We start from the raw sequence: 17748 nt of genomic DNA on the forward strand, positions 1-17748 counted from the left end.
ATGAGTGAAGCAGCCAAATATATAAAAGAAGTAACCGCTGGTTTAAGCCCTGTTGAGGCATTAATCCGCCTTGCCGAACTTTTCCCCGGCGAAATTGTATTTTCTACCAGCTTTGGCTGGGAAGACCAGGTGATCAGCCACATAATTTTTAGCAACAATATTCCTATTAAAGTTTTTACCCTTGAAACAGGTCGCCTTTTTCGCGAAACTTACTCAGTTTGGGCCAGTACTATGGATAGGTACAAGAAACCTATCCACGCCTATTATCCCAACAATGAATTGGTTGAGCAGATGGTTAACGCTAAAGGCCCTAACAGCTTCTACGAATCTGTAGAGAACCGTAAGGAATGCTGCGGCATCCGCAAGATAGAGCCCCTTAAACGTGCTTTAAAAGGCAATAAGCTATGGATCACCGGCATCCGTGCCGACCAATCTGTTAACCGCCATGATATGGAAGATGTGGAATGGGACGAGCAAAACCAGCTGGCCAAATTCCACCCAATTTTTAATTGGACTTTGGAGGATGTAAAGGCTTACATCAAGCAATATAACATTCCTTATAACTCATTACATGATAAGGGTTTCCCAAGCATTGGTTGCGCGCCATGTACCCGTGCCGTTGCCGAGGGCGAGGATTTCCGCGCCGGCAGGTGGTGGTGGGAAGATCAATCCAAAAAAGAATGCGGTTTGCATGAAGTGACTGCAAAATAAAAGCTTTTCAATTATGACAAAAAGCCGGCTGAAAAAATCAGTCGGCTTTTTTTGTACTCGCAACATTTACACGATTTAAGGATTGAATATGATTTAACAGGATTTTTTATTGATAGGATTGATTGGATATATATCCTCATTTAATATCCATAAACCACAATAATGATTTTATATCTTTTTAATCCTGTCAAATCATATTCAATCCTCAAAATCCTGTCAACAAAAAAGGCGAATGAGTCACCACTCATCCGCCCTAAAAAAACTAATAAAACGTATTAAAAAAACTATTTGGTCAGCAATCCTTCAAACGTAACGGCTACATAATACAAGCCTCCCAGGGTTGGGCCGCCGGCGTATTGGATGTAACGTTTGTTTAAGATATCGCTTGCACCTACTTTAAATGTAGCATAATAGGCCGGCACACGATAGGTAACCTGAGCATCAAATGTACCTACTGATGGCACTGTACCTGTTACCAATGGGCTTTCCCATAGGTATGATTGCTGCCATTTGTAAACAACGTTGAAACCTAAGTTTTGGATCACTTCGCGGTTACCGAATGATACGTTGCCAGACCATTCTGGTGTATTAAACCCGGTAACAAAAATATCTGATTTTGATTGTGCTTTTAACTTGTTAAAGCTCACGTTACCTGATACGGTGTAACGTTTGTAAAAATTATAAGTTAAACCTGCCGATGAACCGTAGTTATTATAAATGTTCTTGGCGTTGGTATAAACACGATACCTTGCCTGGCCCTGGCTCGCAGCATTTGAAGCTGTAGCGGTCGTAGGGTCGCGGTTAATATCAAGCATGGCCAGTACGGCTGCGTCTGAGCCAACTGTAGCGCCGTTTGGCACAAACACCTGCACCTGGCCTAAGAAGCCATCGTAGCGGTTGGTATAGGCATCTATATCAATAAATACCTTGTTATCGGCAACAATACCTTTGTAACCAATTTCGTATGAGGTGATTTGCTCTGGTCTTGCAGGCGGCAGATCTGCAACTTTAAGTAAGCTTTTGTTAGCTAATGCAGTGGCGTCGCTGCCACCGGCTGCATTTACAGCAGCGTTGAAAGCAACAACAGATGATTGTGTATAGCTGTTACCTAAATAACCTAAACCATCATTAATGAACGGCAAGCTTCCTACGCGTTTAACACGGCCATTATTTACGTAAGACAACGCCTCGAACAATGATGGGAAACGGTAACCGTTCTGGAAAGTGAACCTGAAGTTGTGGTTTTCGTTAATTGAATAAACCGCAGCCAAACGTGGCGTAAACTTAGGATCAAAGTAAGGGTTACGATCCCATCTTATTGAACCAAATAACTTCAATTTTTCATCGAAGAAAGTTTTGGTTACCTGTGTAAATGCACCATATTTTTTATAGATCACGTCTTTACCAAAGCTGCCATCAGCCTCCGGGGTATTCCTATCGGCAATTGGGCGGCTAAAATCAACAAAGTTATTTCCATCGGGGGTAATGCTGTATACACGTACATCGGCCCCAACCAGCACATCAACAAATTTTATTTTGCTGGTTAAATCCCACTGTGCTTCTGCATTATATAAATGGCTTTTTTGAACCAATGCGGCACCACCTGTAGCAGGGGCATTAGGGATCAGGCTCGATTTAATATCCCAGTTATTTATCCCGATGATAGTTTTTCTTAACGCATCGAAAGCAGGTGTTCCGGGTTCTACCCTTCCTTTATCTGCTGCGGCTCTTGCGGCCTGTTCTGCGGCAGCCAGGTTGGCTGATGTTAAAACACCGCCGTTATATGCTTTAAGCGCGTTTCCGTAAAGTGTTCCCCAAGCCGAGTTGCTTTTCCAATTCAGGTCAAGGTTATCGGCCAGTGGTTTTACGTTAAAAGAGTTACCGGTATTTTCGATAGACTCATAACCACGTACCAAAAATTCTTTACCTTTTAACTCAATTTTGTGGTTTTGTACGGTAGCACCTTGTAACGAGATTTTGTTACCGCGCTGAAACACACCATCCATTTTACCATAGCGGTAAGTATAAGAAAGTACAGTATTGGGTGATAACTTATAAGCTAATGTACCATCTAATTTCAAGTTACTTACTTTTGGGCTCACCAAATCAACTTCGTTATAACCGGTACGTGCAACGGTAAGGCCTGGTCTGGCAACACCGTCAACAGAGATACCTTTTACCACAACAGTATTACTACCGGCAAGGGCATCATCGCCATATTTGTTCCAACCATCATAAGCTGCATTGCTGGCGCCTGTTAATTCAGGATAAGCAGGGTTAGCTGTTTTTAAGTTAGTTGGGTTTTGATCTTTACGTGTATCCGATTGCCAGTCGGTACCGTGCAAATAGCTTCCGTTAACCTTGAAAGCAAATTTGTCATTAAAGAAGGATTTGGCGTATCTTAATGCATCTTCATGAAGTGCGCTTGCACCTAAATTGTCATTGCCTACGTGGTTTAAACCTTCGCGGTGATACAAACTTAATCCCTGGTATTTAAAAGCATCCTTGGTAAGCAAGTTCGATAAACCGTTTATGGCGTTGGTACCATACAATGCAGCAGCTGCACCTGGCGTAATTTCAATACTGGCAATATCCAACTCGGTGGGGCCAATTGCATTACCCAGCGGTACACCTAAGGTGGCCGACTGCATATCAACACCATCAACCAACTGCATAAACCTAAAGTTATTAGGGCTGTTGAAACCACGGGTATTTGGCACTTTTAAGGTGATACTGGTGGTGGTCATCTGCACGCCTTTTACATTCTCTAACGCATCGTAAAAGCTTGGGCCAGGCGATTGTTTAAGCGCGTTGATGCTTAGTTTTTCAATAGCAACCGGCGAGCGCAGGAGTTTTTCTTCCTTACGGGAAGCGGTAACTACTACCTCGTTTATCAGCAACGATTGTGATGTTAACTGGATATTTAAAGCGCTGTTGGCGTTTTTAATGTAAAACTCCTGCGGCTGAAAACCCACCGCAGTAAAAATAAGTGTGTATGGTAATTTAGCACTTGTAGTTAGCGAAAATTTACCGGTACTATCTGTAGATGTTTTGTTGGTAGTTCCTTTTATACTAACGGTTGTACCTATTAATGGCTGGCCATGTTCGTCATTAACTGTACCGCTAAGTATGTACGAGCCGTTAAGTTGGGCGTGCCCCAACGTTGGGACAAGCGCAAGAAAAAGAACAATGAGCTTTATTGATCTAATAAGATTTTTCATGAAAAGGGTTGGTCTTAAAATTTTAATGTATGTGTTGATTAATTTGCTGGTGATAGATGTAGGGTGGGTGCTATCAACAGCAACACATATGGGTAAGGTGCATTTTGAATGGGGTAATAATAAAGCTTGAGTAATATTTATACATATTCTATAGAATTAGTCGACAAAAATATAAATTAAATGATAGCTGTCAATATTTTTCTTCACTTTTTTGAATTTCAATGCGAAAAACTACCTTAATAGCTATAAAGACTATCATTTAAGTGGATTTATTTTCAAATAATGACCTGCGGTTAGGCTTCAAATTTGTAATATTGGCCCCTCAACCTCTATTATTTAAATGGCTTTTAATTACCAGCGCATCATTATAAAAATTGGCTCGAATGTTTTTACCCAGGAAAATGGCCTCCCCGATCTTAAACGGATAGCACATTTAGTAGAACAAATAGCCGCTATAAAAAAACAAGGTAAAGAAGTGATCCTGGTTTCGTCGGGCGCTGTGGCATCCGGGCGTAGTTTAATCACTATATCTGAAAAATACGATGCCATTGCGGCACGCCAACTTTTAGCATCTATTGGGCAGGTAAAACTCATTAACACCTACTCGCAGTTATTTGAGCGTTTTGATATTCTTTGTTCGCAGGTTTTAGTTACCAAGGAGGATTTCAGGGACAGGATGCATTATCTTAACATGAAAAACTGCCTCGACCTTTTGTTACAACACCAGGTTATTCCGGTAGTAAATGAAAATGATGTGGTATCCGTTACCGAGCTGATGTTTACCGATAACGATGAACTGGCCGGACTTATAGCCTCTATGCTTAATGCGCAGGCGCTTATTGTGCTTACCAATGTAGATGGTATTTACAATGGCGATCCAAAAGCGCCAGGATCGGCGGTGATTGAAGAGGTTGCCGGCTCTGTAGTTGATTTTGCGGCTTTTGTATCCTCCGGCCGCTCGCAGTTTGGCCGTGGTGGCATGATAACAAAATCTACTATGTCGCAAAAAACGGCACAACTGGGCATTGCGGTGCATATTGCCAATGGCACAAGGGATAATATACTTACTGATGTTTTGGAGAACAGGGTTATTCATACCCGTTTCATCCCCAATAAAACCGCGTCTGGCAAAAAGAAATGGATAGCTCATTCCGAAAAATCGGCCACTGGCATTGTGCAGGTTAACGACGGCGCTAAAACGGCGCTTATATCTGCCAAAGCTACCAGTCTGCTTCCTATAGGTATAGTTAAAGTAATAACCGACTTTAAAAAAGGCGATATTATTAAACTAATTGATGAACAGGACAAACTGATTGGCCTTGGTATTGCCGAATACAACGCCGATAAGGCAAGGGAACGAATTGGCCAGAAAAACCAAAAGGCATTGGTACATTATGATTATCTTTATTTACAGGGTTAACAGCATATGAAATACAATACTTATTTTGAAAACGCACTTATAGCTGGCCGCAGGCCTACCCTCGCTCCTGTCATTATAAACCAGGTTTTGTATGATGTAGCCGCAGAGGCTATTGCCCAAACCGCACATATACTTGCCGAAAACCGAAAAGATCTTGACCTGATGGATCCCGAAGACCCTAAGTATGATCGCCTGAAACTTACGGTAGCGCGCATTGAAGCCATAGCCGGGGATATTGTTAATGTTGCCAATTTGCATAGTCCTTTGGGTAAACAACTATCTGAAACCCACATGCCCAATGGGTTATCCATATCAAAAATACGGGTTCCGCTTGGTGTTGTTGGTGTAATTTACGAGGCGAGGCCCAATGTTACCTTTGATGTATTTGCCTTGTGTTTTAAAACCGGCAACGTTAGTATTTTAAAAGGCGGCAGCGATGCTGATCATTCAAACCGCGCCATTATTGCTGTAATTCATAAAGTGCTGCAAAAACATCATATTGATGTAAATGTGGCTACCCTGCTCCCGGCCGAGCGTGAGGCTACTGCAGCACTGCTAAATGCCATTGGTTATGTAGATGTGTTAATTCCGCGTGGCAGCCAGTCGCTCATAAACTTTGTGCGCGACAACAGCAAAGTGCCGGTTATAGAAACAGGTGCGGGTATTGTACACACTTATTTTGACGAAACCGGCGACCTGCAAAAAGGCACGCAGATCATAGCCAATGCCAAAACCCGCAGAGTAAGCGTTTGCAACGCGCTTGATTGTTTAATTATACATGCAAACAGGTTGAATGATCTGCCGCAACTTAGCCGTATTTTAAATGAAAAACAGGTAGAGCTATACGCAGATGAAAGGGCTTATGCTGCTTTAAAGGGTAACTATCTGGAAAATTTGCTGCACGTAGCCAGGCCAGAACATTTTGGTACCGAGTTTCTGTCGATGAAGATGGCTATTAAAACTGTGGATGATTTTGCGCAAGCTTTGGAGCATATAGCCGTTAACAGTTCAAAACACAGCGAGGCAATCATTTCCGAAGACGCTGAAAACATTGCCAGATTTTTGAATGATGTAGATGCTGCCGCTGTTTACGCGAATGTATCTACCGCCTTTACAGATGGTGCACAGTTTGGTTTAGGCGCCGAGATAGGTATCAGCACGCAAAAGCTGCATGCACGCGGCCCTATGGGGCTCGAAGAGCTCACCAGCTATAAGTGGGTAGTTAAGGGTGATGGGCAAATCAGAAATTCATAGTTTATTCTCAATAAAAGTTTATCCCACAAAAAAAGGTGCTTTTTTTAAAAGCACCTTGATTTAGGTTTTTAATTGGTGGCGTAAATTACTTTATCAAGTAGTTCGCTACGGCAACAAAGCAAATTACAAACAGGATAACTCCTTGTAATTTCTGTTCTAATGTCAGTTGGCTTATCATTTATATATCTATTAGGGTATAACAAATTTAAATTGTAATCTGAATGTTACAATAGGCCATTGAATTTTTACATTTATTTTAACAAAAAAGATACCCTGTTTTTACAATGGTCAATTGCACATTTATTCTTTAAGGAAATTGCAAAAAAAAGCACTCAAGTTTGAAATTTGTGTAGGCTTAACACCATCTGAAAAACAACAATTTCACCTCATTTAGTAAATTTTCTGCGTATTTGATATCAATTTTACAAATAAGCTATTTTTAGCTTTTAAACACAGGTTGATAAGTACATCTGAAGTAGCCTGTATCGGTACAGTCACAATTACTTGATACGGGAGAGCATTTGTTAAAAAATACCCGCATTAATAATTATTCATCTGTTAATTTTCAAACAATAACTTTAGATGTAATTAGTAAACAACTGGTTTTTAATACGGATTAACTATTGATTAAATTGGTGTTTTGCGGATTTATGATTTTCATAATAGTAAATGAACCCAAAGGCAGTGGATCAGCTAAAAAAGAATCAATAATTATTAAAACTTCCGGACTTACTGACTTTCCCGAATTTCGGACTCCTGAGCTCTTCAAATAAATCTTACCCTAACCTGACCCAAGCCTGTATCAACATAAATCACAAAAACGTATCTTTGCAGCCATTATGAGTAAGCACGGTAGGATATTAGTGGCAATGAGCGGCGGAGTTGATAGTTCTGTAGCGGCAGTTATGCTGCATGAGCAGGGCTATGAAGTTATCGGCCTTACCATGAAAACCTGGGACTATGCCTCAGCTGGTGGTAGTTCAAAAGAAACCGGCTGCTGCAGCCTGGACAGCATTAATGATGCACGTGCTCTTGCTGTTGGCTACGGCTTCCCTCATTATATATTAGATATCCGCAGCGAATTTGGCGATTTTGTGATCGATAATTTTGTTGACGAGTACCTGGCTGGTCGCACCCCTAACCCATGTGTATTATGCAATACCCATATTAAATGGGAAGCACTGCTAAAACGCGCCGATAAGCTCGATTGTGAATTTATAGCTACCGGGCACTATGCCAACATCCGTTTACAGGATAGTGGCCGCTATGTAATATCAAAGGGTAAGGATGAGAATAAGGATCAATCTTACGTATTGTGGGGGGTATCTCAAAAAAATCTTGCCCGTACAAAATTCCCATTAGGAAGTTTCTCTAAACCTGAAATAAGGCAGATGGCTCTGGATATGGGCCAGATTGAACTTGCCGGCAAAAGCGAAAGCTATGAAATTTGCTTTGTGCCCGATAACGACTACAGGTCGTTTCTAAGGCATAAAGTAGAAGATCTTGAAGAACGTGTTGCCGGTGGTAACTTCGTGCTTACAAACGGAACTGTAGTAGGTAAACACCAGGGCTATCCTTTCTATACTATAGGTCAGCGTAAAGGTTTGGGTATTGCTTTAGGCCACCCTATGTTTGTAACCAGCATAGATCCGCAAACCAATACCGTTGTTTTGGGCACCGCCGATGAACTGGAACGCAAACAAGCCTGGGTTAAAAACCTTAACCTGGTTAAATACGAAAGCATCACCGAGCCTTTAGAGGCCATTACCAAGATCCGTTATAAGGATGCGGGTACCCAAAGCACCATTTTACAAATGGGCGAACACATGAAAGTTGATTTTCATCACAATGTTTCGGGTATCGCACCTGGTCAGTCTGCCGTTTTTTATGAGGGCAACGATTTACTTGGCGGTGGTTTTTTAATGTAGAACTTTATTGATTAAGTGTAATCAAGTGAATGGTTTTTATGCCGCTCGCCTTGTCTGTTATTGCCCGGCAATTGCAACTTATTTAATACAATGAACTTAATAAACCCATCAACTTATTACTCAATTCAACATTTTTATGTTTTATTTGCAAAAAATAACTGCTTAAATGGCCAAAAATTTACTGATTGTTGAGTCACCGGCGAAAGCCAAAACCATTGAAGGGTATCTTGGTAAAGATTTCGTTGTGAAATCGAGCTATGGCCATATCCGCGATTTGGTAAAGTCTGAAGATGCGATTGACTTAGCTAATAACTTTGCTCAAAAATATGAAGTACCAGCTGATAAAAAGCAGGTAGTAAGTGAGTTAAAGAAATTAGCGAAAGAAGCCGAGATGGTTTGGCTGGCATCGGATGAGGACCGCGAGGGTGAGGCCATTTCCTGGCATTTATTTGAAACATTAGGTTTAAAGGATAGCACTACCAAGCGTATTGTTTTCCATGAGATAACCAAGCCGGCCATTTTACGCGCCATTGATACACCGCGTAAAATTGATTACAACCTGGTTAATGCACAGCAAGCACGCCGTGTATTGGATAGATTGGTGGGTTTTGAGCTCTCCCCTGTTTTATGGAAAAAGGTTAAACCTTCATTATCTGCCGGTCGTGTGCAATCAGTAGCAGTAAGACTTATTGTTGACCGCGAGCGTGAGGTAAATAAATTTACAGCAGAGGCTGCTTTTAAAATAGTAGCCATATTTGGCAAAGGCAAAGATGCTTTTAAAGCAGAATTAGCCGAGCGTTTCAGCAAGCAGGAAGATGCCGAAAAGTTTTTACAGGATTGTATCGGTGCCGATTTTGATATCAGATCATTAGAAACCAAACCGGCAAAACGTTCCCCGGCTGCACCATTCACTACCTCAACACTGCAACAAGAGGCCAGCAGAAAGTTAGGCTATTCAGTCGCACGCACTATGCAGGTGGCACAAAGGCTTTATGAATCTGGGTATATCACTTATATGCGTACCGACTCGGTTAACTTATCTGAAACCGCTTTAGATGCTGCACAAAAAGAGATCGTATCGGCCTATGGCGAAAAATATCACCAGTTAAGAAAATATAAAACCAAAAACGCGAGTGCGCAAGAGGCTCACGAAGCAATAAGGCCAACCTATTTTAATAACCACAGTATAGACGGCGAATCTAACGAGAAACGCTTATATGAGCTGATCTGGAAACGCGCCATTGCCTCACAAATGAGTGAAGCACTGTTTGAAAAAACCGTTGCAAAAATCAGTATATCAACCCGTAAGGAAGATTTAACTGCCAATGGTGAGGTAATGAAATTTGATGGTTTCCTGAAAGTTTACCTGGAATCGCAGGATGAAGATGAGGAAACCCAACAAGACGGTGAAAACGCCATGTTACCTCCTTTAACCAGGGGACAGCGTTTAGCCTTGCAAGAAATGTCGGCAACGGAACGTTACTCCCGTCCGCCTGCACGTTACACCGAAGCAAGCCTTGTTAAAAAGCTGGAAGAGCTGGGCATCGGTCGTCCATCTACCTACGCCCCTACTATCTCAACCATACAAAACCGCGGTTATGTAGTTAAGGAGGAACGTGATGGTAAACAACGCAACTTTAGGGTAATGACCTTAAAAGGCGATCAAATTGTTAAAGAACAAAAAACAGAAAATACCGGTGCTGAAAGAGGTAAATTATTTCCTACAGATATTGGCGCCGTAGTTAATGATTTCCTGGTACAGCACTTTACAGATATTGTCGATTTTCATTTCACCGCCACCGTTGAAAAACAGTTTGATGAAATAGCGCAGGGCTTGAAGGACTGGACAAAAATGCTCCATGACTTTTATAACCCTTTCCATAAAGAGGTACAAAATACCATTGAAACCGCAGATAAGGCAACCGGCGAGCGTGAATTAGGCGTTCACCCCGAAAGCGGAAAGAAGATATCGGTGCGGATTGGTCGTTATGGCCCATTTGTACAGGTTGGCGAAAGCGCATCTGACGAGAATGAGGAAAAACCGCTGTACGCCAGCCTAAGAACCGGTCAAAGCATTGAAACCATTAGTTTGGATGAAGCTCTTGAGCTTTTCAAATTACCAAAAGTTGTTGGCGAATATGAAGGTAAGATAATGAAGGTGGCAATCGGTCGTTTTGGCCCTTACATTAGCCATAACAGCGCCTTCGTATCGTTACCAAAAGAAATTGACCCGCTGGATGTTACCGTGGAACAGGCGATTGAGCTGATTGAAGCCAAACGTAAAAAGGATGCCGAGAAACTGATCAAAGCATTTGACGAGGATCCGGATGTAAAAGTACTTAACGGCCGTTGGGGCGCTTATATTGAATTTGGCAAACTGAACGTTAAAATACCTAAGGACAAAGATCCTTTGACACTTACCTACGAAGAATGCAAGGCCTTAGCCGATGCAATGCCAAAGGATGCCAAAAAAGGGCGCTTCGGTAAAGCTAAAACTGTAGCTGCCGCGAAACCGGCCGCTAAGAAAGCACCTGCAAAGAAAAAAGCCCCTGCTAAGAAAAAATAGTTATGGTAATTAGTGAATAGTTGATTAAGTGAGTGGTTAAGTAGAATAGTTTATACAAAAACTACTCACCTAATCAACCACTCTCTTAATCAACCAATCAACCCCTCACTAAATAAATAAAATGATAAAAGACCTGCCCGATAATACCGTACATGATATAGCCATTGCCGTTGCGCTTGAAAGTGAAAGCGTTGAAAGCAAGATCTGGTATGTATACCTTATCAATCTTAAAAACGAGCCTATTGAAAATGTAATGATCACTTCAAAAGGTTATGGCGAAAAAGATGGCGAGCAGGTAAAAACGTCAACCTTAAGGCATATGTTCCCGGCGGTTGACGGCAAAGCTTTTAAACTTATTGAGCCCATTGATGAGCAAACCTTTGGACTTAATAACGAGTATTGGCTCAGTTATTATATCGGTACAAATATCTTCGACAAAAAATTCATATTCCTGCCTGAGAGTATCGTGGAGATGAATTTCATCAAACTTCCGGTGTTAAATAAGCCCGGCGTTATGATATCTTAATTCAAATAAATATATTTTTCAATTAATTATTTGTTAGTATAATTTTTATACATTCATGAAATAAATAAACCTATTTCATGGAAAACGGATATAGTAAATTCCGCAAGCGTAAAAGCTTAATTACGATTGGTTCTGCCCTCGCCGTAATTTTAGTTATCGTTTATCTGATAGCCAATGGCCACAAAAAAGAGGCCGTTGACCCCGCTTTCAGTAAATACATTGAATCATACACAACCGGGGTAATTTCCAAAGAAAGCCCTATTCGTATCCGCCTCGCAAGCACGGTGCAGGTTACCCATCAGCAAAACGAACAAGTTAGTGCGGATCTGTTTGATTTCTCGCCGTCAATAAAAGGTAAAGCTTATTGGACAGATACCCGCACCATCGAATTCAGGCCCAATAGTAAACTGGAACCCGAGAAAAATTACAATGTAAAGTTTAACCTCGGCAAGCTTATAGATGTACCATCCAACTTTAACCAATTCAAATTCAGCTTCCAGGTAGTTAAGCCCGATTTTAATGTAACGTTTACCGGACTGCAAACCGCTACCAGTACCTCCATTGATGAAATGAAGCTGGATGGTTGTGTGCAAACCGCCGATTCGGAAGATCCAGCTTTAATTGAAAAACTAATTGCTGTAAATTATATTTCACCTGTTAAGGTAAGCTGGGAGCATAATAACACCACAAAAACTCACCATTTTACGGTTAAAGGCTTAAAGCGACAAACTGGCGCGGTTGCCCCGGTTACCATTAACTGGGATGGCAGCAGTCTTAAGGTTGATAAAAAAGGAAGCCAGAGTTTTGATATACCTGCCATAGGTGATTTCCGGGTGCTGGATGTACGCGCGGTACAAAGCAATGATCAGTATGTGCTGGTTCAGTTCTCTGATAACATAATGGTTGGTCAGGAACTTAACGGCCTTATCGGTATCAATAACGTGTCTGATGCAGCCTATACCATTGACGGAAGCACCGTTAAAGTTTATGCCCCCGAGCGACTGCAAGGCAATTATAGCATATATGTAAATGAAGGTGTCGAAAACATCTCGCATAAAAAGATCACTAAAACATATACCGCCAATGTTTTCTTTGAAAACAGGCTGCCAAATGTCACTATCCCCGGCAAGGGCGTGATCCTGCCAGATTCGGGCAAGCTAATGATGCCTTTTGAAGCGGTGAACCTTAGCGCCGTTGATGTAAGCATCATAAAGATCTACGAAAGTAATGTACCGCAATATTTCCAGAACAATGGTTTTGATGGCGGACAGGAGTTGCGGCAGGTTGGTAAACCCATTGTGCAAAAAACCATAAGACTTGATGCCGACAAAGGTTTAAACCTGAGCAAAAAGAACCGCTTCGTGCTTGATCTTGACCAGATGATCCGTACCGAACCGGGAGCTATTTATAGGGTGGTCATCGGTTTCAGGCAGGAATATTCGCTTTATAACTGCAGCGTTGGCGGTTCGGGAAAAAAGGCTGGCGATGATGAGGATGTATACAATAACGAAGAATACAGCAATAACAGCGGCAAAGTAAGTGACGAGGATGATGATTTTTGGTCGCGCTATGATAATTACTATCCTGATGGCTACAGTTGGCAGGACAGGGACAATGCCTGTACCCCGTCCTATTTCACCAAACAACGCTGGGCTACACGAAATATCATTGCCTCAAACATCGGTCTGATAACCAAACGCGGCAACAACAACAGTATGATGATTGCTGTTACCGATATTTTAAGCGCCAAACCAATGAGTGGTGTAGATCTGGAATTGCTGGATTATCAAAAACAGGTAATTTACAAAACCACCTCAGGCTCAAACGGAATAGTAAGTTTTGATCTTAAACGCAAGCCTTACCTGCTGGTAGCAAAAAAAGGAAGTCAGCGTGGTTATTTAAAACTGGATGATGGCAGTTCACTGCCTCTCTCCCGCTTTAACGTGGGCGGCGAAGAGATCCAAAGCGGGTTGAAAGGCTTTATTTATGGCGAACGTGGCGTTTGGCGTCCCGGCGACTCGATATTTACCTCTTTTATTTTAGAGGACAAATTAAAGACCCTCCCACCCGATCATCCGGTGGAGTTTGAACTGTCTGACCCTAACGGCAAGCTTTATCGCCGCATTACGCAAACCAAGTCGTTAGATGGCTTCTACAGCTTCCATACCGCTACCGAAACCTCATCACCTACAGGAAATTGGACGGCCAAGGTAAAAGTTGGCGGCGCGGTATTTGAGAAAAAGATAAAGGTGGAAACCATTATGCCAAACCGCATGAAGCTTAACCTTTCATTCGGTGGTGCTGCCGAACTTACCAAGGGTAACAACGCCAATGGCAAACTTACCGCGCAGTGGCTATTTGGTGGTGCAGCACAAAATCTTAAAGCCAAGGTCGACGCGTTTTTATCCGTACAAACCACCAGCTTTAAAAATTATAAGGATTATGTTTTTGATGATCCTACCCTTGCCTTCAATACCCAAACCCAAACCGTTTTTGATGGTAAACTAAGCGCCGACGGCACAGCTGACGTAGATGCTAATATCAATGTTGAAAAACAAGCGCCAGGCCAGCTGCGGGCTAACTTTTTAACCAAGGTTTTTGAACCGGGCGGTAACTTCAGCATTCAGCAAACTACCATGCCTTATAATGTGTATAATGGCTATGTGGGTATTAAAACACCTACCGGCAGCGAACTATCGGGCATGCTGGTTACCGATAAAAATCACGTAATTGATATCGCCGATGTTGATGTTAATGGCAATGCCTTTGCCGGCACACGCAGTGTACAACTGGAACTGTACCGCGTGCAATGGCGCTGGTGGTGGGATCAAACCGGCGACGAAACCAGCAACTTTACGCAGGATAAGTACAATAAGCTGGTTAAAACCCAAACCATCGAACTTAATAACGGCCGTGGTAAGTGGACTTTAAACATCCCGAAAGGTGATTGGGGACGCTACCTGATCAAGGTTAAAGATGAAGCAACCGGCCACTCTACCGGAAAATTCATTTATGTAGATTGGCCAAACTGGTCGGAAAGGTTACAGCAAAGTAATCCTACCGAGGCTGCTATGCTATCATTTACTTCAAACAAGCCAAGCTATAAGGTTGGCGAGCAGGCAACCATCACTATACCTACGGCTGCGGATGGCCGGGCGCTCATCAGCTTTGAAAACGGCAGCAAAGTTTTAAAAACCGAATGGATAGATACCCGCAAAGGGCAAACCCAATATAACTTTACAGTAGATGCAACGATGGCCCCTAACGTTTTTGTGAACGTTACACTATTGCAAAGGCATTCGCAAACTGTTAATGACTTACCTATACGTATGTATGGTGCCATACCATTGCAGGTTGATAACCCCGAAACCATATTAAAACCGGTCATATCTATGCCGGATAAAATAAAACCCGAAACGCAATCGGCTATTACGGTATCCGAGGCATCGGGTAAGGAAATGACTTATACTATTGCAATTGTTGATGAGGGATTGCTGGATATTACCAATTATAAAACGCCCGATCCGCATGATGCGTTTTATGCGCGTGAGGCACTGGGAGTAAAAACCTGGGATCTGTTTGATTATGTGATAGGTGCTTACGGCGGCGGCCTCGAACGGATCTTAAGTATAGGTGGCGACGGTAATTTGGGCACCAACAAAAATGTATCTGTAAACCGCTTTAAGCCGGTTGTGAAATTCATGGGACCGTTTCACCTTGCCAAGGGCGAAAAACAAACCACGCCTTTTAAACTGCCTCAATACGTGGGCTCTGTTAAAGCCATGATTATTGCCGGGCACGATGGTGGCTATGGCTTTGCCGAAAAGGCAGTGGCTGTTAAAAAGCCGCTGATGATACTGGCCACCCTGCCGCGCGTACTTGGCCCTTCAGAAAAGGTGCAGCTGCCCGTAACTGTATTCGCTATGGAACCCAATATTAAAACGGTTAACGTATCGGTACAAAGTAACGCTTTCAGCAACCTTGATGGTAATAACACTAAAACCATCAGCTTTGAAAAAACAGGCGATCAAATGGTGACTTTTGATTTGAGCGTGAAGGATTTTGTTGGCGTTGGCAAGGTGAAGATCATAGCCAAAAGCGGCTCAGAAACAGCGGCCTATGATGTGGAGCTTAATGTGCGCAACCCCAACCCGCCGGTAACCCGTATATTAGAAAAAGAGTTAAAACCGGGAGAAGCATGGGCTACACCTTATACCCCTGTCGGTATTAGTGGTACTAATAAAAACACGTTGGAGGTAGCATCTATTCCGCCGTTAAATTTAGGTAAACGGTTGGATTACCTTATCGCGTATCCGCATGGCTGTGTGGAGCAAACTACCTCTTCGGCGTTTCCGCAATTGTACCTGGGGCAGCTGCTTGACCTGTCGCCCATACAAAAGGCCGAGGCTGAGCGAAATATCAAAGCTACGATAAGCAGGTTAAATGGCTTTCAGGTGCAAGGCGGAGGTTTAAGCTACTGGCCCGATGGTGGTACAGCTGATGAATGGGGAACCAATTACGCTGGCCACTTTATGCTGGCTGCACAAGCCAAAGGTTACAGTATGCCCTTAGGTTTTATAGAACAGTGGAAAAAATACCAGAAACAAAAGGCCTTAACCTGGTCGCCGGATTCAAGGAGTTTTTATGGCGATGATCTGAACCAGGCTTACCGTTTATACCTGCTTGCATTGGCACGCTCGCCGGAATTAGGTGCTATGAACAGGCTGCGAGAATTTAAATACCTGAGCATCGAAGCCAAATGGCGCCTGGCTGCTGCTTACAAACTGGCCGGCCAGCCCGAAATGGGAATCAGGATGGTAGCCGGCTTGCCAACCACCATTAAGCCATATTACACCATGTTTGGCACCTATGGTTCCGATTTAAGGGATGAAGCCATGATCCTGGAAACCCTGACCTTATTGGGCCAGCAAGCCCGGGCAGCGGGTTTAGTACGCACCGTGGCCGCAAGGTTATCGCAGGATGATTGGTATAGTACCCAAACTACCGCCTATTCGCTTATAGCGATAGCGCAGTATTGCGGGCAAAACAAGGCGGCGGGTAAACTCTCATTCAATTTTCAATCCGGTGCGTCAAATTCAAGTGTTAATTCGGCATCGTATATGTGGCAAAACGTATTGGCTGTAAACGGTGGCAAGATTGCCATTAAAAACAACGGCACAAACCGTTTGTATGTAAGGCTGATACAAAGAGGGCAGCCATCATCGGGGCTTGATGTTAAAACTTATACTGATCCGCAAATTATGCAGATGAGGGTTGGTTACTTTACGCTTACCGGCAAACCTATAGATCCAACATCGTTAAAACAAGGAACTGATTTTGTGGCACAGGTAAACATTAAAAACCCTGGCAGGCGCGGCAGATATGATAACCTGGCCCTAACGCAGATCTTCCCATCGGGATGGGAAATATTGAACAGCCGGATGTTGAACAATGACGAGGCATTTAAATCATCGCCATCCGATTACCGCGATATCCGTGACGACCGGGTGAATACCTATTTCGCTTTAACCGAAGGTAAGGAAGTTACCTATTATGTAATGCTAAATGCGGCCTATGCAGGGCATTACTACCTGCCTGCGGTGTATTGTGAGGCCATGTATAACAACTCCATCAACAGCCTGATAAAAGGGCAATGGGTTGATGTGGTAAAATAGAGAAACCTAAATAAAAGCCTTACAAAGTGTTCGAACACTTTGTAAGGCTTTTTTATGTTCGATCTATACTTAGTTATAAGCTTACCCTAATCATCAAGCGCGTCCAAACATGAGCTACAATTTGTTATAATATCTTAGAGTCTGTCTAAAAACGAAAGTTATTCATTGCCGTTGACTAAAGTCAACGGCAATGAAAGGCATTATTACGGGCTTTAGCCCAATTATCCAAGCGACATTTGGGCTAAAGCCCTCGTTTTCTACTCATTATTCCGTTGACTAAAATCAACGGCAATGAATTTTATAGGATACTCAAATAATCCAAATCAAATTTAGACAGCTTCTTAGATCGCTATCAGAATGCCATTGCTTATGTTATAGTAAACCCGATATAAATCATCCAAACAATACCCCACAAAAAAGCCCTGCCGAAACCGGCAGGGCTTTTTG

8 protein-coding genes are annotated in these 17748 nt (G+C 42.6%); 7 read left to right on the forward strand and 1 reads right to left on the reverse strand.

The genetic code is table 11. From position 1 onward, the window contains the following. A complete protein-coding gene (locus BLS59_RS01570) occupies nt 1-711 on the forward strand; it encodes a phosphoadenylyl-sulfate reductase (RefSeq protein WP_091143132.1) in 711 nt (236 codons plus the stop codon). Nucleotides 712-995: 284 nt separating this feature from the next. Here BLS59_RS01570 and BLS59_RS01575 read toward each other — a convergent pair whose 3' ends face one another. Continuing rightward, on the reverse strand, nt 996-3932 hold the full coding sequence (locus tag BLS59_RS01575) for a TonB-dependent receptor (RefSeq protein WP_091143135.1): 2937 nt from the start codon (nt 3930-3932) through the stop codon (nt 996-998). A gap of 340 nt (nt 3933-4272) precedes the next feature. Here BLS59_RS01575 and proB point away from each other — a divergent pair, with 340 nt between their 5' ends. From proB to BLS59_RS01605, 6 genes are all read left to right on the forward strand, one after another. Beyond that, a complete protein-coding gene (proB, locus tag BLS59_RS01580) occupies nt 4273-5352 on the forward strand; it encodes a glutamate 5-kinase (protein WP_091143137.1) in 1080 nt (359 codons plus the stop codon). 6 nt (nt 5353-5358) lie between these two features. Next, a complete protein-coding gene (locus tag BLS59_RS01585; RefSeq protein ID WP_091143141.1) occupies nt 5359-6606 on the forward strand; it encodes a glutamate-5-semialdehyde dehydrogenase in 1248 nt (415 codons plus the stop codon). An 839-nt stretch (nt 6607-7445) separates the two neighbouring features. Beyond that, nucleotides 7446-8534 carry a tRNA 2-thiouridine(34) synthase MnmA gene (gene mnmA / locus BLS59_RS01590; RefSeq protein WP_091143144.1) on the forward strand — a complete coding sequence of 363 codons (1089 nt, stop codon included), beginning with the start codon at nt 7446-7448 and terminating at the stop codon, nt 8532-8534. A gap of 166 nt (nt 8535-8700) precedes the next feature. After that, nucleotides 8701-11100 (forward strand): type I DNA topoisomerase, encoded by a 2400-nt coding sequence (gene topA, locus BLS59_RS01595; RefSeq protein WP_091143148.1) that lies wholly within the window; start codon nt 8701-8703, stop codon nt 11098-11100. Between the two features lie 121 nt (nt 11101-11221). Then, complete coding sequence (locus BLS59_RS01600; protein ID WP_091143151.1) at nt 11222-11626, forward strand: hypothetical protein; 405 nt, start codon at nt 11222-11224, stop codon at nt 11624-11626. Between the two features lie 77 nt (nt 11627-11703). Then, a complete protein-coding gene (locus tag BLS59_RS01605) occupies nt 11704-17301 on the forward strand; it encodes an alpha-2-macroglobulin family protein (RefSeq protein ID WP_091143153.1) in 5598 nt (1865 codons plus the stop codon). The last annotated feature ends 447 nt before the right edge of the window (nt 17302-17748 follow it).

Origin of the sequence: Mucilaginibacter pineti (assembly GCF_900101875.1) — a bacterium.
GTDB lineage: Bacteria > Bacteroidota > Bacteroidia > Sphingobacteriales > Sphingobacteriaceae > Mucilaginibacter > Mucilaginibacter pineti.

Coding starts and splice junctions, on each gene's coding strand:
- BLS59_RS01585 (WP_091143141.1), top strand. CDS start 5,359: ATGAAATACAATACTTATTTTGAAAACGCACTTATAGCTGGCCGCAGG.
- BLS59_RS01605 (WP_091143153.1), top strand. CDS start 11,704: ATGGAAAACGGATATAGTAAATTCCGCAAGCGTAAAAGCTTAATTACG.
- BLS59_RS01570 (WP_091143132.1), top strand. CDS start 1: ATGAGTGAAGCAGCCAAATATATAAAAGAAGTAACCGCTGGTTTAAGC.
- mnmA (WP_091143144.1), top strand. CDS start 7,446: ATGAGTAAGCACGGTAGGATATTAGTGGCAATGAGCGGCGGAGTTGAT.
- proB (WP_091143137.1), top strand. CDS start 4,273: ATGGCTTTTAATTACCAGCGCATCATTATAAAAATTGGCTCGAATGTT.
- BLS59_RS01575 (WP_091143135.1), bottom strand. CDS start 3,932: ATGAAAAATCTTATTAGATCAATAAAGCTCATTGTTCTTTTTCTTGCG.
- topA (WP_091143148.1), top strand. CDS start 8,701: ATGGCCAAAAATTTACTGATTGTTGAGTCACCGGCGAAAGCCAAAACC.
- BLS59_RS01600 (WP_091143151.1), top strand. CDS start 11,222: ATGATAAAAGACCTGCCCGATAATACCGTACATGATATAGCCATTGCC.